Source organism: Streptomyces echinoruber, from assembly GCF_014651135.1.
GTDB classification, from domain to species: Bacteria; Actinomycetota; Actinomycetes; order Streptomycetales; family Streptomycetaceae; genus Streptomyces; species Streptomyces echinoruber.
On the sequence record NZ_BMWH01000002.1, the window covers coordinates 57,864 to 76,450 of the forward strand.

15 protein-coding genes are annotated in these 18,587 nt (G+C 71.9%); 13 read left to right on the forward strand and 2 right to left on the reverse strand.

The window, feature by feature from the left end:
- Positions 1 to 411 precede the first annotated feature (411 nt).
- The 5 genes from IE225_RS03130 to IE225_RS03150 all read left to right on the forward strand — a co-directional run bounded on the left by IE225_RS03130 (position 412) and on the right by IE225_RS03150 (position 8,964).
- On the forward strand, positions 412 to 1,962 hold the full coding sequence (locus tag IE225_RS03130; RefSeq protein WP_190055745.1) for an alkaline phosphatase D family protein: 1,551 nt from the start codon (positions 412 to 414) through the stop codon (positions 1,960 to 1,962).
- Positions 1,963 to 2,163: 201 nt separating this feature from the next.
- Positions 2,164 to 3,378, forward strand: a complete 1,215-nt coding sequence (locus IE225_RS03135) for a hypothetical protein (RefSeq protein WP_190055746.1) — start codon at positions 2,164 to 2,166, stop codon at positions 3,376 to 3,378.
- A 216-nt stretch (positions 3,379 to 3,594) separates the two neighbouring features.
- Positions 3,595 to 5,094: a bifunctional cytidylyltransferase/SDR family oxidoreductase gene (locus tag IE225_RS03140; RefSeq protein ID WP_190055747.1), complete on the forward strand. Its 1,500-nt coding sequence runs from the start codon at positions 3,595 to 3,597 to the stop codon at positions 5,092 to 5,094.
- Positions 5,095 to 5,283: 189 nt separating this feature from the next.
- Positions 5,284 to 7,362, forward strand: a complete 2,079-nt coding sequence (locus IE225_RS03145; protein ID WP_190056081.1) for a hypothetical protein — start codon at positions 5,284 to 5,286, stop codon at positions 7,360 to 7,362.
- A 378-nt stretch (positions 7,363 to 7,740) separates the two neighbouring features.
- The gene (locus IE225_RS03150; RefSeq protein WP_190055748.1) at positions 7,741 to 8,964 is read left to right on the forward strand and encodes a glycosyltransferase family 2 protein; all 1,224 of its coding nucleotides are present in this window, start codon (positions 7,741 to 7,743) and stop codon (positions 8,962 to 8,964) included.
- A 31-nt stretch (positions 8,965 to 8,995) separates the two neighbouring features.
- Here IE225_RS03150 and IE225_RS03155 read toward each other — a convergent pair whose 3' ends face one another.
- A complete protein-coding gene (locus tag IE225_RS03155; protein ID WP_190055749.1) occupies positions 8,996 to 10,420 on the reverse strand; it encodes a polysaccharide pyruvyl transferase family protein in 1,425 nt (474 codons plus the stop codon).
- Between the two features lie 190 nt (positions 10,421 to 10,610).
- Here IE225_RS03155 and proB point away from each other — a divergent pair, with 190 nt between their 5' ends.
- The 5 genes from proB (at position 10,611) to IE225_RS03180 (ending at position 15,820) form a co-directional block, all read left to right on the forward strand.
- A complete protein-coding gene (gene proB / locus IE225_RS03160) occupies positions 10,611 to 11,792 on the forward strand; it encodes a glutamate 5-kinase (protein ID WP_190055750.1) in 1,182 nt (393 codons plus the stop codon).
- A 148-nt stretch (positions 11,793 to 11,940) separates the two neighbouring features.
- Complete coding sequence (locus IE225_RS03165; protein ID WP_506004974.1) at positions 11,941 to 12,405, forward strand: DUF8830 family protein; 465 nt, start codon at positions 11,941 to 11,943, stop codon at positions 12,403 to 12,405.
- 222 nt (positions 12,406 to 12,627) lie between these two features.
- Positions 12,628 to 13,914, forward strand: coding sequence for a glutamate-5-semialdehyde dehydrogenase (locus IE225_RS03170; protein ID WP_190055751.1), 1,287 nt, complete (start codon positions 12,628 to 12,630; stop codon positions 13,912 to 13,914).
- Positions 13,915 to 14,076: 162 nt separating this feature from the next.
- On the forward strand, positions 14,077 to 14,649 hold the full coding sequence (locus IE225_RS03175; RefSeq protein WP_444545062.1) for an SCO2584 family spore wall biosynthesis protein: 573 nt from the start codon (positions 14,077 to 14,079) through the stop codon (positions 14,647 to 14,649).
- Between the two features lie 100 nt (positions 14,650 to 14,749).
- On the forward strand, positions 14,750 to 15,820 hold the full coding sequence (locus IE225_RS03180; protein WP_190055753.1) for an SCO2583 family membrane protein: 1,071 nt from the start codon (positions 14,750 to 14,752) through the stop codon (positions 15,818 to 15,820).
- Positions 15,821 to 15,876: 56 nt separating this feature from the next.
- On the opposite strand, the gene IE225_RS03185 is transcribed toward IE225_RS03180, so the two are convergent.
- Entirely contained in the window at positions 15,877 to 17,022 is a 1,146-nt protein-coding gene (locus IE225_RS03185; protein ID WP_190055754.1) for a M48 family metallopeptidase, read from the reverse strand.
- 161 nt (positions 17,023 to 17,183) lie between these two features.
- On the opposite strand from IE225_RS03185, the gene IE225_RS03190 reads away from it, so the two are divergent.
- The 3 genes from IE225_RS03190 to nadD all read left to right on the forward strand — a co-directional run bounded on the left by IE225_RS03190 (position 17,184) and on the right by nadD (position 18,575).
- Positions 17,184 to 17,348 (forward strand): hypothetical protein, encoded by a 165-nt coding sequence (locus tag IE225_RS03190; RefSeq protein ID WP_190055755.1) that lies wholly within the window; start codon positions 17,184 to 17,186, stop codon positions 17,346 to 17,348.
- Positions 17,349 to 17,601: 253 nt separating this feature from the next.
- Positions 17,602 to 17,757: a hypothetical protein gene (locus tag IE225_RS03195; RefSeq protein WP_190055756.1), complete on the forward strand. Its 156-nt coding sequence runs from the start codon at positions 17,602 to 17,604 to the stop codon at positions 17,755 to 17,757.
- 80 nt (positions 17,758 to 17,837) lie between these two features.
- Positions 17,838 to 18,575, forward strand: coding sequence for a nicotinate-nucleotide adenylyltransferase (gene nadD / locus IE225_RS03200; RefSeq protein ID WP_190055757.1), 738 nt, complete (start codon positions 17,838 to 17,840; stop codon positions 18,573 to 18,575).
- Positions 18,576 to 18,587: the final 12 nt, after the last annotated feature.

Sequence of the window (18,587 nt, forward strand, 5' to 3'; positions counted from 1 at the left end):
GGCGGAACGGCCGCGGGCACCCTGAGCCGCCACCGGCCGCGGCTCCGGCCGCGGCCCGGGCCCCGTCCGAACGAGCAGCGGCCGGAGTACGGCGGCCGGCGTACGGCGACCGGGGACGGGCGCCTGCGAACCGGCGGCCTGCGCACGGCGACCGGGAGCCGACAACCGGCACCCGAGGGCCGACAACCGGCAACCGGTGACCGGCCGAAACCCACCCCCGCCGCGTGTCAACTGACACGGCGTCAGACCCGTTGTGGCACCATCGCGTTCCCCACCCCCCGTGTGCCGCAACGGGTCTTCCGTTGTCCGTCTGGTTGTCATGTTCGCGCATGCCTCTGTTCAGCGGGCCGACCGTCCGGCCAGGGAGCTTCCGAATGTCCGCAGTGGCCCGTGAGGCAAGGGAGTTCGCCGATGACCGGAGTACCGTCGCCCGACCGACGCCGCTTTCTGACCACCGGTGCCGCCGTGCTCGGTGCCGCCGCCACCGCCCAGCTGTGGTTGCCGGCCACCGCGCACGCGGCCGCGACCCCGCTCCCCGACGGGGTGTTCAGCCTCGGCGTCGCCTCCGGCGACCCGCTCCCGGACGGCGTCGTGCTGTGGACGCGGCTCGCCCCGGACCCGCTGAACGGCGGCGGCATGCCCGACCGCCCGGTGCCGGTGGAATGGGAGCTCGCGCTGGACGAGCGGTTCAAGAAGGTCGTGCGCCGCGGCATCGCCCAGGCCCGCCCCGAGTTCGGCCACAGCGTCCACGTCGACGTGCGCGGCCTGCGCGCCGACCACACCTACTGGTACCGCTTCCGCGCCGACGGCCAGATCTCGCCCGCCGGCCGCACCCGCACCGCGCCGCCGCGCCACCGCGCCGGAGGCCACCTGCGGATCGCGCTGGCCTCCTGCCAGAACTGGCAGCACGGCTACTTCACGCCGTACGCCGACATGCTCCGGCAGGACCCGGACGTCGTGCTGTTCGTCGGCGACTACATCTACGAGTCGAAGCCGTCGTCCACCGCCGTGCGCAGACACGAGGGCGGCGACGAGCCGTACACGCTCGTCCAGTACCGCAACCGCTACGCCCAGTACCGCACCGACCCCGACCTCGCGGCGATGCACGCGGCCGCCCCCTGGGTGGTCACCTTCGACGACCACGAGGTCGACAACGACTTCGCCGGCGAGATCCCGCAGGACCCCGCCAAGCAGTCGCACGACGCCTTCGTGGCCCGGCTGACGGCCGCCTACCAGGCCTACTACGAGCACATGCCGGTGCGCGCCACCGCCGTGCCCGACGGCCCGCACATCCGCATGTACCGCCGCCTGGAGTTCGGCCGCCTGGCCCGGCTCAACGTGCTGGACACCCGGCAGTTCCGCAGCGACCAGGCCACCACGCAGGCCGGCGCCGAGGACCCGGGGATGACGATGCTGGGCGCCGAGCAGCGGCAGTGGCTCGTCGACGGCCTGCACGACTCGCCCGCCCGCTGGAACCTGATCGCCTCACAGATCATGATGGCCGAGACCGACCTGCAGGTCGGCGAGGGCAAGCTGTGGTTCTACGACGCCTGGGACGGCTACCAGGTCGAACGCAACGCCCTGCTGGAGGAGTTCAGGACCGTCCGCAACCCGGTGGTGCTCAGCGGCGACCGGCACCTGACGATGATCAGCGACCTGAAGGAGGACTTCGCCGACCCGGACTCCGCCGTCGTCGGCGCCGAGTTCGTCGGCACCTCCATCTCCAGCAACGGCGACCAGGACCAGACCGCCTTCCACGCCGAGTGGGACCCGCGCAGGCCGGACAACCCGCACTGGAAGGTGATCGACGCCCACCGCGGCTACCACCTCTTCGACATCCGCCGCGACGGCATCGACGCCCAGGTCCGCGTCGTCGACACGGTCCTCGAGCCCCGGGCCACCCCGAGCACCCTGGCCACGCTGCGGGTCGAGAACGGCCGGCCCGGCGTCGAGGTCGTCTGACCCGCGCCCGGCCGTCCGGTCCACTCGGCCGTCCGGTCCATCCGGTCGTCCGGTCCGCCCGGCCGTCCGGTCCGCCCGGTCGTCCGGCCCGCCCGGTCGTCCGGCCCGCGCCCGCCCGCGCGGACGGAGCCTGGGACTCACACCCGGGTCCCAGGCTCCTCCCAGGTGAACTTCAGGCAAGGCTCTTACCGTCCGTTCACCATGGAGACGCACAGGACGACGACACCCGACGCCCGGCCACGGCCCCCCGCCCTGCCCGCCGGCACCCGGCTGCTCCACATCGGCCCGCACAAGACCGGCACCACCGCCGTCCAGGCCGCCCTGTTCGCCGCGAAGGAGCGGCTGCCCGCGCACGGCGTCCGCTTCCCGGCCCACAGCCGCCACCCCATGGAGGCCGTCCTCGCCGCCTGCGCCCGCCCCGCCATGATGGGCGACCCGGTGCCCACCGACCGGCACTGGAAGCGGCTGCTCGACCAGGTGCGGGCCACCGGCCGGAGCACCTCGGTGATCAGCAGCGAGTTCTTCGCCGACGCCCCCGACGACGCCGTGATCGCGCGGATCGTCGGGCAGCTCGACGGCGCGGGGGCGCCCCCGCCCGGGCGAGGCCGGGAGCGGGGGAGGGTGCACGTGCTGGTCACCCTGCGCCCGCCGGCGCGGATCCTGCCCTCGCAGTGGCAGCAGTACGTGCAGAACGGCCTGCGCATGGGCTACGAGGACTGGCTGGAGCACATGCTGCGCAAGCCGCCCTACGACAAGCCCACCCCCAGCTTCTGGCACCGCCACCGGCACGACCGGCTGGTGGAGCGCTGGGCGCGGGTGGTGGGCGCCGACCGGGTGACCGTCGTCGTGGTCGACGACCGCGACCGCGGCGGCCTGCTGCGCACCTTCGAGACACTGCTCGGTCTTCCCGACGGGCTGCTGCAGCCGGTTCCGGACGCGGCGAACCGCTCCCTCGGCCTGGCCGAGACCGAAATGCTGCGGAATCTCAATAAAGAATTCCGCGGCAATGGCCTTCCGGAGGAGTTGTATTCCCGGCTGGTGCGCAACGGCGCGGTGCCGCACATGAAGAACGCGTGCCCTTCCGTGCCACAGGACGTGAAGATCGGAACTCCCCGCTGGGCGCTTCAGGAGGCCGCCGCGATCGGGGCGGAGACGGCCGGCCGCATCGCGGCCATGGGCGTGCGCGTCCTCGGTGACACCGCGCTGCTGTCCACCGTGCCGGAGCAGCCCGAACCCGCCCCCGGCCCGGCGCGGCTCGCGCCCGAGACGGCCGCGCGGGCGCTGTACGGGGCGCTCGCCGCGGCGGCGCTGCTGCCGGGCCGCCCCGGCGCGGCGCGCACGGTCCACCAGACGCCGTCGAAAGAGCTCGTGCGGGTGCTCGGCCACCGCTGCCTGAAACGGTTGCGGCGCCGCTGAGGACGACGGTCCCGTCACGCAGCGCAGTGCCGCGGAGCTGTGGAGTTACTCACAGCAATTCCCGGGCAACCGTGCCGAGAGCGGGACCCGTCACCAGCGGTGCGAGGTGAAGGAGAGGTTGCGCGCACATATGCGGTGGAGGACGCTCACCTTGCACTGTGGTAACCGAAAGTGGGACCATTTCCGGGTTCCCAGTCGCCCCGAGGTAGGTCACCTGTGTCACAGCACATAGCCAAGCCCCGTACCACCGCAGTGATCCTGGCCGGCGGTACCGGCCAGCGCGTGGGTCTGTCGATCCCCAAGCAGCTGCTGAAGATCGCCGGCAAGGCAGTCATCGAGCACACCCTGACCACCTTCGAGAAGGCCGACTCCATCGACGAGATCATCGTCCTGATGGCGCCGGGCTACGTCGCGGACGTCGAGAAGATCGTGGCCAAGGCGGGGTTCACGAAGGTCTCGAAGATCATCGAGGGCGGCGCCACCCGCAACGAGACCACCGAGCGCGCCATCGCGGCGCTCAGCGAGGGCCTGGCCGAGGGCGAGGACCTGAACGTCCTCTTCCACGACGCCGTGCGCCCGCTGCTGTCGCAGCGCGTCATCGACGACTGCGTGGCCGCCCTGGAGCGCTACCAGGCCGTGGACGTGGCCATCCCGTCCGCGGACACCATCATCGTCACCCGGACGCACGGCGAGGACGGCGAGTTCATCACCGACATCCCGGACCGCTCCCGCCTGCGCCGCGGCCAGACCCCGCAGGCCTTCAAGCTGTCCACCATCCGCCGGGCCTACGAGGTCGCCGCGAAGGACCCCAACTTCCAGGCGACCGACGACTGCACGGTGGTCCTGCGCTACCTGCCGGACGTGCCGATCCACGTCGTCGCGGGCGACGAGTACAACATGAAGGTCACCCAGCCGGTCGACGTCTTCATCGCCGACAAGCTGTTCCAGCTGGCCTCCACCGCCGCCCCCGAGCAGAACGGCGAGGACGCCTACCGGCAGCTCCTCACCGGCAAGACCCTCGTCGTCTTCGGCGGCTCCTACGGCATCGGCAAGGACATCGCCGAGCTGGCCGAGTCCTACGGCGCCACCGTCTACGCCCTGGGCCGCTCCACCACCGGCACCCACGTGGAGAACCCCGAGGACGTGGACGACGCGCTGTCGCGGGCGTACGCCGAGACCGGCCGCATCGACTACGTCGTCAACACCGCGGGCGTGCTGCGCATCGGCAAGCTCGCCGAGACCGACAACGCCACCATCGAGGAGGCGCTGAAGGTCAACTACCTCGCGCCGGTGCAGATCGCCCGTTCGGCCTACAAGTACCTCGCGGAGACCAAGGGCCAGCTGCTGCTGTTCACCTCCTCCAGCTACACCCGCGGCCGCGCCGAGTACAGCCTGTACTCCTCCACCAAGGCCGCCGTGGTCAACCTGACCCAGGCGCTGAGCGACGAGTGGGCCGGCGACGGGGTGCGCGTCAACTGCATCAACCCCGAGCGCACCGCCACCCCGATGCGCACCAAGGCCTTCGGGCAGGAGCCCGCGGGCACCCTGCTGTCCTCCGAGGCGGTGGCCCGCACCTCCCTCGACGTGCTGCTGAGCGAGCTCACCGGGCACGTCATCGACGTCCGCCAGCAGGACCCGACCGCGGCCGCCGGCAAGGCGTCCGGATTCGAGCAGGCCCTGGCCAGCGTGCTGGACCGCCAGGAGGGCGTGGCATAATCGACGGCAATTAGCCGTTGGTAATTCAGGCCTCTGTGAATACATGTTCACCGTGTATTCACAGAGGCCTGAGTCTTCCATCGAGAAGGGTCGGACCAAGCGCCCTAGGCTAGATAAATCACCACAAAGACCGGCACCCCTCCCAGAGCAGGTTTCTCCGTGATATCCACCGCTATTCGCGTCGCCCGGGTGGGCAGCGCGGCCGAGCTGGCCGCAGCGGTCCTCATGATGCTGGGCTTCCCCTGCCTCATGCTGGCCGCGCTCGTCCCGAGCGTCCCCGCCTTCGCGGCCGCGGCCGCCGTGACGTACCTGGCGGACCACTATCTGCACCGCAAGAGCAGCTACCTGATCAACCGGCTCAGCAAGGTCCGCGCGGGCCTGTCGATCCGCTTCCTGATCCGCCAGCTGCTCCTGGTCCTGCTGCTGGCCCGCCTGTCCCTCTCCAGCGACCTGATCTTCTACGGCGCGATCGGCTGCTTCATCGCCTTCTACGGCCTGCAGGCCCCGCACGGCGCCCTGGTCACGCTCATCCGCAACCGCCGCCGGCTGCCGGTCGCCACCCGCAACGTCGACCTGAAGTCGCGGATCCGCATCCCCGACGCCCCGCCGCGCCGCCTGCTGCACCGCTCCGCGGAGAAGATGCTCCACCTGGACCTGGCGGCCGTCGCCGGCCTGCTGGTCTCCGCGGCCACCGACTCCGCCGTCGTCGGCTTCGCGGGCATCGGCGTCACGCTCGGCCTCGGCATCCTGTACGTCCTCGCGCTCGCGCCGTACGTGCGCGGTCGGCGCGTCCCGCCCCGGGCCGAGGCCGTCCTGGCCGCCGTCGACGACTGGCTGCGCTGGTACAAGCCCGAGACGGTGCTGTACTTCTCCGGCTCCAAGGACTCCGCCTACCAGGTGAACATGTGGCTGGAGACCATGGAGCAGCTCGACACCCGGCCGCTGATCATCCTGCGCGAGCGGGTCATCCTGCAGAACCTGGCGCCCACCACGGTCCCCGTCATCTGCGTGCCCGGAGGGGTGCACCTGATGAACATGGACCTGTCCACGGTGCGCGTCGCGCTGTACGCCGCCAACGTCGGCAAGAACATCCACATGCTGCGCGTGCCGACCATGAAGCACGTCTTCATCGGCCACGGCGACAGCGACAAGATCGCCAGCGTCAACCCGTTCAGCAAGGTCTACGACGAGGTGTGGACCGCCGGCCGGGCCGGCCGCGACCGCTACGCCATCGCCGACGTCGGCGTGCGCGACGAGGACATCGTCGAGGTCGGCCGCCCCCAGCTCGCGTCCATCCAGACCGGGCGGGGCGTGCCCGAGGACCGCATCCCGACCATCCTGTACGCGCCGACCTGGGAGGGCTGGGACGACAACCCCGGCAACACCTCGATCCTCCTCGCCGGCGAGAACATCGTGCGGAAGCTGATCACCGCCGACCCGCCGGTGCGCGTGCTGTACAAGCCGCACCCCTTCACCGGCACCCGCAGCCCGCAGGCCAAGGCCGCCCACCAGCGCATCACCGCCCTGGTGGAGAAGGCCGCCGCCGAGCGCGCCGCCGACCCCCGCTTCACCGCCGACACCACCGCCCAGGCCAGGGCCAAGGAGGAGCTCGCCCGTATCGAGGCGCGCCTCGCCGAGCTCGCCGGCGGCGCGTACCAGGGCGACGAGGCCGAGCAGACCCGCGAGGGCATGATCGACCTGAAGAAGCACCAGGAGATCGCCCGGCTGCGCGCCGAGTGGAACGACGCCTACTGGCGCTCCTTCCCGAGCTGGCAGCACCGTGTCATCACCGGCGCCGAGCCGCGCCTGTACGACTGCTTCAACGTCTCCGAGGCGATGGTTTCCGACATCTCCTCCGTCGTCTCCGACTTCATCGCCAGCGGCAAGCCGTACGCCGTCACCGACTCGGCCGGCCTGGGCGAGGAGGAGTTCAAGCGGCAGAACACCGCCGTGCGCGCCGCCGTGATCCTCTCCAACAGCGCGAACGAGCTGGGCGCGCTGCTCGACGCGGTCCGCGACCCGGCCGCCGACCCGCTCGCGAAGGACCGCAAGGAGCTCAAGGAGTACCTGCTCGGCCCGGACGAGCCGAAGTCCATCGACCAGTTCAACACCGCGGTGAAAAACCTGGCGATCAAGGCCGAGACCCGCAACCTCGGCCAGGCGACCCGCGTCGCCTCCGGCGGCGTCACCGAGACCGACCTGGCCGGAGCGATGCCGGGACCCCGCTCCTCGGCCACCGGCGAGGCGGACGGGGTGAACGCGGGCTGAAAAGGCCCCGCTCCTCCCCTTCTCCACCTCCTTCGCCTTCTCCGCCGTTCGGCATCGGGCCCGGCCCCGGGGACCTCTTCCCCGGGGCCGGGCCCTCGTCACGCCCCCGCTCCGCGTGTTCCGCGCGTGAGATTCGCGCCCGGCGTGCTGCGCGCGTGAACTCCCCGCCCGCCCGGACTCTTTGGCGCTTCCCGGTCTTTACCGGCGCTTACCGTCACGGGCTACGGTGCTTTCCTGCCCGTACACCATGTGACTCGCGTCACCGGTCCATGGGGACGGAGCAACCGTTCCAAGTGATCATCCGTCTAAGCAGTAGCCATGGGGCTATGCGGGGGAATTGCTTTTTCTGAGAGGACAAGAAGTGAAAAAGGGGGACGCGTGACCGCGGCGCAGCCGGACGTCAGCGTGATCATCGGGGCCTACGAGGCGATGCCGTACCTCGTGGAATGCCTGGCCTCCGTCGAGGCGCAGACCATCGACCCGGCCCGCATGGAGGTCATCGCAGTCGACGACGGCTCGACCGACGGCACGGGGGAGTACCTGGAGGAGTTCGCCGCGCGGGCTCCCATGCCGGTCACCGTGATCCGGCAGGAGAACTCCGGTGGGCCCAGCGGCCCGCGCAACGTCGGCCTCGCCAAGGCGACCGGCCGCTACGTCTTCTTCCTCGACGCCGACGACCGGCTCGGCCCCGAGGCGCTGGAGCGCATGGTGGCCATGGCCGACCGCAACGGCACCGACGTCGTCCTCGGCCGGGTCGAGGGCGTCAACCGCACCGCACCCAAATCCATGTGGGGCAAGACGCTGGAGCGCACCGACGTCTTCTCCTCCAACATCAAGTTCACCCTCAGCGCGCAGAAGCTGTTCCGCCGCGAGCTGCTGGAGCGGCACGGCATGCGCTTCGACGAGTCGCTGTGGACCGGCGAGGACGCCCTGTTCACGATGGAGGCCTACCTGCGGGCCGACGGCGTCTCCGTCATCGCCGACTACACCTGCTACTACCTGGTCGGCCGCGAGGACGGCAAGCACGTCACCAAGACCGGCGGCTACACCCTGCGCTTCGACTCCGCCCGCGCCCTGATGAACCTCATCGCGGAGATGGTCCCGCCCGGGGCGAAGCGGGACGCGCTCATGGTCCGTCCCTTCCTGGTCACGCTCCTGCCCCAGTTCGGGCCGAGGTTCCTCAAGGACAGCGAGGAGGTCCAGCGGCACAAGCTCGAACTCGCCAAGCCGCTCATGGACGCCCACTGGAACGAGGGCGTCGCCCACCGCCTCAAGGTCCACGAGCGGCTGCGCCTGTACCTGGTGGCCCAGCAGCGCCCCGACCTGCTCAAGGACGTCCTGGAGTTCCTCCGCGCCAAGCGCCAGGCCGCCGCCATCCTGGAGCGGCGGGGCACCCGGGTCTACCTCGTCTACCCGCACTTCCGCTCCCGCAAGGCCCGGATACCCGACTGGGTCTACCTCGCCGAGGAGCGGGAGGCCAAGGCGTTCCTCGGCTGGCGCCGGAACCAGGTCGAATCCGTCCTGCGCAGGGCGGCCCGCAAGACCCGCCGCCTGCTGTCCCAGCGCCGCGCCACCCCCAAGGGCGCGGCTCCGGCCCTCTGACGGGCCGCGCCCCGGGGCGGGCCGCCCCGCGCTATTCGCGGCCCGGCTGCAGCGCCCGGCGCAGGGGACGGGCCACGATGCGACGGGCGCGGCGGTAGACCGAGTGCGGGGTGACGGGAGCGGCGGCCTTGGCCGCCGCCTTCGCCGCGCTCCCCTTGGCCTTGGCCAGTTCCCGCTTCAACTGGGCGTTGTTGGCGGCCAGTTCGGAGATGCGCTGCTGCAGGAAGCCGAACCGCGTGGTCAGCGAGGCGAGGTCGATGTCGTTCCAGGGGCGGATGCCGGCCGGGAAGGACAGTGAGCGCAGCCGCTGCTCGAAGGCCGCGCCGCCGTCGCCGTGCGTGAAGGTGTTCCGCAGCCCGTTCTTGTCGAGGAAGCGGACGAAGCGGTCGAAGCGCTCGCGGTGGTTGCCGGTGAGCGCGCCGAAGTCGGCCCGCTCGTACAGCTCCGCCGGGTCGGTGTCCTCGGGCGTGCGGTCCAGCCGCTGGTGCGGGATCTCGAAGTAGCGGCACAGCTCCAGCGTGCGCGAGTCGAAGGCCAGCACGGTCGCCGGGGTGCCCGCCAGCAGGGCGGCGATGTTGCCGTGGATGCGCGAGCCGAACGAGTAGTCGAAACCGCGCAGGTCGTCGATCCAGGTGACCGGGTCGACGTAGACCCGGACCTTGCCCTCCCGGTACATCGGGTGGTCCGGGTGCGTCGGCATCTGAGTGATCCGGCCGGCGGGGGAGTCGGTGTCCCGCCAGTGGAGCTGCTTGGCGTCGGTGAGGTTCTGCCCGATGTAGCACAGGTTCGGGTAGCGCGCGTGGGCGCGGGTGATGATCCGGTGCAGGCCGGCGCGCACCGCCGTGTGCGAGCCGTTGACCGCGATCCGCGACGCGGGCGTCAGCGCGCCGGCCTTCTTCTCCACCGTCAGCCGGTCGCCGTTCAGGAACATCGACGGGCAGCCGATGACCTCGACGTCCCGGAACCCCATGTCCCTGAGGTAGCGCTCGGTGAACTCGCCGCGCACGCCGATCGACGCGCTGCGCTCCAGCACCGCCGAGCAGAAGGCCCGCACCGTGGGCTCCATGGCCTTCAGCCGCGACGGGTCGTAGGTCACCCCCGTCTGCGCGCCCACGCCGAGCACCACCACCGGGATCCGCAGCTTGCCGATCAACCGGGTCAGCCGTTGCAGGGACGCCTCGAACGAGGGGCGGAAGGCGTTGGCCAGCGGCACCACGAAGACGTCGTACTCCTCGTTGATCCGCCCGGCCGCCGAGACGTCGGTCGCTATGCCGTTCGAGACGACCTCGGTGTCCGGGGTGCTGAGGATCTTGTGTGCGGCGTCACTGAAGAGCAGGTTGCCGGAGTTGGTGGCGAAGACGTCCCGGTGGAGGGCCTCCTCGACCGTGAAGACGTCAAAGGGGCTCTTGCCCGATCTGAGGAGAATGCGCCTGACGGCGCCGACAGACTGCGACACATCGTGCACATTAAATTTGCCGGGACTTTAATTTCCATAGGAAACCAGTACAACCTTTTGCCGTATGCGAAGCGTGAGCAAACGATCACTTCGCCCGTGTCCGGCAGCCGGACCGCCGCACGGCGCCCGGCCCGCTTCGCGTAGATTGCCGAGCGGGCAGCCGTACCGACGCGAGGGGATGCGACACAAGGTGGCAGGGGCAAGGCAGGCCGTGACCGAGGCCCGCAGGATCGTCGTCAAGGTGGGGTCCTCCTCGCTGACCACCGCCTCCGGCGGACTGGACGCCGATCGCGTCGACGCGCTCGTCGACGTGCTCGCCAAGGTCCGCGAAGAGGGGACGGCCCGAAAGGCCCCGGCCGAGGGCGCCGGCGGGAGACGAGCGGGCGACGGGCGCAGGGAGATCGTCCTGGTCTCCTCCGGCGCCATCGCCGCCGGCCTCGCCCCCCTCGGCCTCACCCGCCGCCCGAAGGACCTCGCCCGCCAGCAGGCGGCGGCCAGCGTCGGCCAGGGCCTCCTCGTGGCCCGCTACACCGCCTCCTTCGCCCGCTACGGCATCCGCGTCGGCCAGATCCTGCTCACCTCCGACGACATGAGCCGCCGCGCCCACCACCGCAACGCCTCCCGCACCCTGGACAAGCTGCTGGCGATGGGCGCCTTCCCGATCGTCAACGAGAACGACACCGTCGCCACCGACGAGATCCGCTTCGGCGACAACGACCGCCTCGCCGCCCTCGTCGCCCACCTCGTCCGCGCCGACCTGCTGGTCCTGCTCTCCGACGTCGACGGCGTCTACGACGGCGACCCGAGCAGGCCCGGCACCTCCCGCATCGCGGAGGTGCGCGGCCCCGGGGACCTCGCGCACGTCGAGATCGGCAGCGCGGGCCGGGCCGGCGTCGGCACCGGCGGCATGGTCACCAAGGTCGAGGCCGCCCGCATCGCGGCCGCCGCCGGCATCCCCGTCGTCCTCACCAGCGCCGTGCACGCCGCGGAGGCCCTCGCCGGCGGTGACACCGGCACCTACTTCCACCCCACCGGCAGGCGCTCCGCCGACCGGCTGCTGTGGCTGCAGCACGCCACCACCCCGCAGGGCGCGCTCACCCTCGACGACGGCGCCGTGCACGCGGTCGTCGAACGGCGCAAGTCGCTGCTGCCCGCCGGGATCGCCGCCGTGGAGGGCGAGTTCAGCGCCGGGGACCCCGTCGAGCTGCGGGACGCCGCCGGGCGCCCGGTGGCCCGCGGGCTCGTCAACTTCGACGCCAAGGAGATCCCGCGGCTGATCGGCCGCTCGACGCGGGAGCTGGCGCGCGAACTGGGCCCGGCGTACGAACGCGAGGTCGTACACAGGGACGACCTGGTGATCCTTCCCGCCTGAGCGATCGAAAAGATCCCGAAAGCGGACCGAAACACTCGCGCGGGCGCGGTACCCGGTGGGGGACGTTCCGTAAAACCGCCCCATGGAGCCGTGCGGCCTGCTGCACTGGGGTGTCAGGACATCGGCGCGGCTTGTGAAGGAGGCCGTCGTGAGACGAGTGCGCCCCGGGACGGCGCCGTCCCGCGGAGTTTCCTCCCGGGCGGCCGGCGAGGAGCGCGCCCTGACCAGCGTGCCGGCCGGCGACCGGCTCGCGGGCGAGGAACCCGGGGAGCTGCCCCGCCTGTGGCACGTCACCCTCAGCCTCTCCGGTCCGGAGACCCCGCTGGCGGAGCTGCGCCGGGGTCTGGAGCAGCTCGCCCACGACCATCCCTTCCTGCTGACCAGCAGATACGCGGCCGACCACGTGGAGATCCGCTACTGGGAGGAGGCCCGCGACCTGCACGACGCGGCCGCCGTCGCCCTGCGCCTGTGGGGCGAGCACCGCCGCTCCGCCAACCTTCCGCCGTGGGAGATCGTCGGTCTGGAGGTCATCGACCGCGAGACCTACCACCAGCGCCTCGCCGAGGGCCACGGCCCGCCTCCGGCGGTCCCGGTCGGCGTCCATCCCTTCTGACCCGGCCGGCGTCCATTCCTTCTGACCCGGCCGGCTCGCACGCCCCGGACCCGCGTCGGCCCGCGGGCCCCGCAGCCGACCCGCAGGCCCCGCAGCCGGTCCGTCGCGGCCGGCATCCGGTCGGTTCGCGGGCCCCGGCAGCCGGTGCGAGGGCCCCGCGCACCCGTCTCGGGGTGTGGACCGGCGCCCGAACAGTCCCGGATCGCGCACTACCCTTCCCTCATGACCACGCTCTCGCCGTACGACTCCATGTCCCCGGTCATCCAGGCGGCCTACCGCGCCAAGGCCGCCGCCGCCGACCTCGCGCCCCGGCCGCGCGCCGAGAAGGACGACGCGCTGCTCGCCATCGCGGACGCGCTGGAGGTCCGCACGAGCGAGATCGTCGAGGCCAACACCCGGGACGTCGCCAAGGCCCGCCAGGCCGGCACCAGCGACGCCATCGTCGACCGGCTCACCCTCACCCCCGAACGGGTGCGCGCCATCGCCGCCGACGTGCGGCACGTCGCCGCGCTGCCCGACCCGGTCGGCGAGGTCGTCCGCGGCTCCACCCTCCCCAACGGCATCGACCTGCGCCAGGTCCGCGTGCCGCTCGGCGTGGTCGGCATCATCTACGAGGCCCGCCCCAACGTCACCGTCGACGCCGCCGCCCTCTGCCTGAAGTCGGGCAACGCGGTCCTGCTGCGCGGCTCCGCCTCCGCCTACGAGTCCAACACCGCCCTCGTGCGGGTGCTGCGCGACGCCGTCGGCGGCGCCGGGCTGCCCGCCGACGCCGTCCAGCTCGTGCCCGGCGAGAGCCGCGACAGCGTGCGCGAGCTGATGCGCGCCCGCGGCCTGGTCGACGTGCTCATCCCGCGCGGCGGCGCCTCCCTGATCAACACGGTCGTGCAGGAGTCCACCGTGCCCGTCATCGAGACCGGCACCGGCAACTGCCACGTCTACGTCGACGCCCACGCGGACCTCGACACGGCGGTCGAGATCCTCGTCAACTCCAAGGCGCAGCGGCCCAGCGTCTGCAACGCCGCCGAGACCCTCCTCGTCCACCAGGACATCGCCCCCCGGTTCCTGCCGCGCGCCTTGGACGCGCTCGCCGACGCCGGGGTCACCGTGCACGCCGACGAGCGCGTGATGGCGTACGCCAAGGACTCCCGCGCCACCGTCGTCGAGGCCACCCCGGAGGACTGGGAGACCGAGTACCTGTCGTACGACATCGCCGCCGCCGTCGTCGACTCCCTCGACAAGGCCGTCGAGCACATCCGGCTGTGGTCCTCCGGGCACACCGAGGCCATCGTGACGACCTCGCAGCAGGCCGCCCGCCGCTTCACCCAGCTGGTCGACTCCACGACGGTCGCGGTGAACGCCTCCACGCGCTTCACCGACGGCGGCCAGTTCGGCTTCGGCGCCGAGATCGGCATCTCCACGCAGAAACTGCACGCCCGCGGCCCGATGGGCCTGCCGGAGCTGACCAGCACGAAGTACATCGTCACCGGCGACGGGCACGTACGGCGCTGAGCCGGCCGCCGGGCGGATCCGAACCGCCCGGGCCGAACCGGGCGCATGGGCCGACGGCATATGCGCCCGGTATGCGCCGGCCTTGACCGGAAACCGTCTCGGCAGGCGGATGAATTTCCCTGCCGTCTGCCCAAATTGACCCCCCAGGTCTACCCTGGAACCGTGCCGAAGGACGTGGGGGGCACGCCGTTCCCTGACGGCTGGGAGCCCGACGACGACCACGACCGCGGGGAGTGGGACGAAGAGTTCGCCTCCGTGGTGTTCGACGAGGCCTTCGTACGGGCGGCCGTGGTGCACGAGCCCTCCGCCGTCGAACGCCTCCTGGCCGCCGCCCAGGCCAGAGCCGAGGCCGAGGCCCGCCGGGCCCGCGCCCAGAGCGAGCGCCACGAGGACGGCCTCCTCGCCGGCGAACACGGTTTCGGCCATGATCCGGACTTCGACGACCTGGACGACCTGGACGACGCCGACGTCCTCGACCGGCGCCACGGCCTCCACGGCCCCTACGGCAAGCAGGTCCGCTGGCACCGCCCGGTCGCCTGGATGCTCGCCCTCGTCATGGGCATCGGCATGGTCGCCCTCGCCTTCACCGCCGTCTACCGGGGCGCCTCCTCGAACAACCGCGACCGTGTCCCGCCGCCCGCCTCCACCGGCGTCGACCGGGGCGGCTCAGCGGCCCCCTCCGCCTCCGCCGACTACTCCCAGCCGGCCGTCTCGGTGATCCCGCGCACGCCCTGAACCCTGCCCGGACGGACGGTGAGCGCGCCGGTGAGAAGCTGTCAGAACTTGTCGTGTACCAGCGCGTTTACCGGCGCGTGCGGGGACCTACTCTGAAGGTATGGGAGGGCCTGGCGACCCACCGGAGGGGAACCCCGAGGGCTTCCCCGGCGGTGCGGAGGACGAATACCGATCCGTCGTGTTCGACGAGTCGTTCGTCCGCGCTGCCCGCCTCCAGGAGTACTCCGCCCACGAGCGGATGGCCGAGCACACGCCCGCCGTGCGCCGCCGGCCGCCCCTGCGCCGCGGCCTGTCCCGTCAGGCGCTGCTGCTGGTGTTCCTCATAGCCCTCGCCTTCGGCACCGCCATCTACATGGGCATACGGCACCCCTACCAGACGGCCACCGCCCAGCGGCCCCCCGAGCCGGCCCGGATGACCGTCGTCCCGCTCGCCCCGCGCGGCAAGGTGCCCGGCGCCGTCGACACCGAGTATCTGTACGCGCACAGCCCCGCCGCCGAGTTCCGCGTCGGCGCCGCGGGCATGCCGCTGCCGCCCTACCGGCGCACCGCGCACTTCTCCGAAAGCCAGGTCCTCGCCGCCTTGACCACCGCCAAGGACTACCTCGTCCAGTCCTCCCTCCACCCGGAGGTCCTCACCGGCGGCCAGCTCCGGCCCGTACGGGCCCTCGTCGACTCCGACCAGCTCGACCAGTTCGACCAGAGCGTCTCCCGCCCCGCCGCCGACGGACGGCACGCGGCCACCGGCTGGCTCGTCCGCCTCGACGCCTCCCGCGTCGAGCTCGCCGACCGCAGGGTCCGCGTCCAGGGCACTCTGCAGGCCACCGAGACCGACTCCGCGACCCTCGAGGTCACCGCCGACCACACCCTGGTCTACGCCCTGAAACCGGCCGGCGCCGACGACCGGGCCAGGACCTCCCTCTTCACCGTCCGCCGCGCGCTGCACTTCCGCTTCGACCGAGACGACCTGCGCCTGCACCAGCTCCAGCTCGCCGACGCCTACATCCAGGCCGGCCCGCTGTCCTGCGCCGAGGACTCCGCCAACCGCCTGCGCCCCCTCCTCGCCGGCCAGACCGCCAAGCCGGGCGGCCCCGCCGACACCAACCCCTACGCCACCGGCGGCGCCACCTCGCTGTGCGGCACCCTGGCGGCGGGCGCGCAGCCGAAGGTGTGAACCGTGAACCGGGCGTGAATCGGGTGCTCACCGGGTGAGCCCCGCCGCCGGCCCGGTCAGTTCCCCTGCGGCGGTGTGTCCGTGGGCGGCTCGTCCCGGTCGGGGTGGTCCTGGCCGGAGCGGTCCTGGCCGGGCCGGTCCTTGTCGGATTGGGGCGGCGCCGTGAAGCCGGCGAAGCCGCGGCGGACGCGGTCGCCGAGGTCGCCCGCACCGCCGGCCAGGTCGCTGACCAGCTTCATCAGCGGGTCCTTGGAACTGCGGACGGTGTCGGCGTAGTGCGCGGCGGACTCCCGGAAGGAGTCCCGGACGGAGGTGTCCTTGTCCTCGTGGCGCCTGGGGTAGTGGCCGTCCATGATCCGCTGGAACTCGCGGGACTCGGCCCACTTCTTCAGCTCCGCCGCCCGCACGGTGGCGAAGGGGTGGCTGCGCGGCAGCACGTTGAGGATCTTCAGCACGGAGTCGCGCAGGTCGCCCCCGGCCTCGTACTCCTCGGCCTGCTGCAGGAAGGCGTCCACGTTCATCTCGTGCAGGTGGTTGCCGCCCGCGAGCTTCATCAGGCCGCGCAGGGACGCCCGCAGGTCCTGGCCCACCAGGAGCCCCGCCCGGTCCGCGGACAGCTCCGACTTGCGGAACCACTCGCGCAGCGCCGTCACGATCCCCATGATCGCCAGGCTGCCCAGCGGGATCCAGGCGACCCGGACGGCCAGCTGGGTCAGGAACAGCAGGACCGTGCGGTAGACGGCGTGGCCCGACAGGGCGTGCCCCACCTCGTGGCCGACGACCGCCCGCATCTCCTCTTCGTCGAGCAGCTCGACGAGACCGGTGGTGACCACGATGATCGGCTCGTCCAGGCCGATGCACATCGCGTTGGGCTGCGGGTCCTGGGTGACGTACATCGGCGGGACCTTCTTCAGGTCCAGGATGTAGCAGGCGTCCCGCAGCATGTCGTTCAGGTGCGCGAACTGCTGGTCCGAGACGCGCACCGAGTCGGACAGGAACAGCAGCCGGAGACTGCGCTCGGGCAGCAGGCCGCTGAGAGTCTTGAACACCGTGTCGAAGCCGCTCAGCTTGCGCAGGGCCACCAGGGCGGAGCGGTCCGCCGGATGTTCGTACGCACGCGAGGAGATCTCCGGGAAGCGCCTGCGCGTCCTGCTCGGCACGTGCTCGTGGCCGCCGTCGTGCTGTCGGCCGGCATCGGACATGTGATCCCCCATGTGCGTCGGTGTCCTCGACGTCCTGCGGCGCCCGTCGACGCCCCGAACGTCCTTGTCGTCCCTCTACGGCATCCTTCTGTCGCCCCCGAAGCCGGCCTCAGCCTATGCGGAGATACCGTGGACCGGCAGTACGGCGAAGGAGTCCACGCATGGAGCCCATCCCCGCAGCCGCCCGGCTGACCGAGGCCGCGAGCGCCGCCCCGCACCAGCAGGGCGCCGGCGATCTGCTCCGGATCGTCCTGGTCGTGATGATCGTTGGCTGCGTTCTGACCGCGTGGTTCCTGCTCCGGGGCTACAAGCGGAAAGACGGCTGAGCGGCCCCCGGAGTTCCCGCCGCCCCGGAAACGACCGCGACCGGCCGGCGCTCCGGAGCCCCAGCGCCCCGGAGCCCCAGCGCCCCGGAGCCCTGACGCGCCTCCGCGTCCCCCGTCTTCCGCGCCTCCGCGTCCCCGCCTCTCCTCCCTCCCGCCGCCCGACGGCGGAGTCGGCGTGATCGGCGAAAAGGCCCCCGCTTACGATGAGCCGACGTCTTTGTCCCGCCCACACACCGGATAGGTCCTGCTGACGATGATCCTGCACAGCACCGCCGCCCCGTTGATCCAGCTCGCCGAGGGCGAAGGCGGCAACCACGAGAGCCTCAGCCCCTTCGTCACCGGCGGCAGCGCGCTCCTCATCCTGCTGCTCCTGCTGTGGATCACCACCCGCTTCAACCGCGACCGCTGATCCCGGCGGGCCCTGCCCGGGCGGCCCTGCCGGGGTCCGTCCTCCGGAGCGCTCAGGCCGGGCCGGTAGGGTCTGCACGCATGGGAGAGCAGGACATGCCTACCGGCCCGGCGCACGACACCGGGAGCGGCCCGCGACACCCGCAGCCGGATCCACGGCACCCGCAGCCGGATCCACGGCACCCGCAGCCGGGTCCGCGGCCGGGCCCGGGAGACGGCCCGGCCGTCCCGCGCAGGCGCCGCCTCGGCGTCATGGGCGGCACGTTCGACCCGATCCACCACGGCCACCTGGTGGCGGCCAGCGAGGTCGCCGCCCGGTTCGGCCTGGACGAGGTGGTGTTCGTCCCCACCGGGCAGCCGTGGCAGAAGACCCACCGCAAGGTCTCCCCGGCCGAGGACCGCTACCTGATGACGGTCATCGCCACCGCCGAGAACCCGCAGTTCTCGGTCAGCCGCATCGACATCGACCGCGGCGGCCCCACCTACACCGTGGACACCCTGCGCGACCTGCGCGCCCTCAACCCCGACACCGACCTGTTCTTCATCACCGGCGCCGACGCGCTCGCCCAGATCCTGACCTGGCGCGACATCGACGAGCTGTTCTCCCTGGCACACTTCATCGGGGTCACCCGGCCCGGCCACCACCTGACCGACCCCGGGCTGCCGGCAGGCGGCGTCTCGCTCGTCGAGGTCCCGGCCCTGGCCATTTCCTCCACGGACTGCCGGACAAGGGTCGCCAAGGGGGAGCCCGTCTGGTATCTGGTGCCGGACGGGGTCGTGCGCTACATCGACAAGCGCCAGCTGTACCGCGGCGAGTGAGCCGAGAGGGGC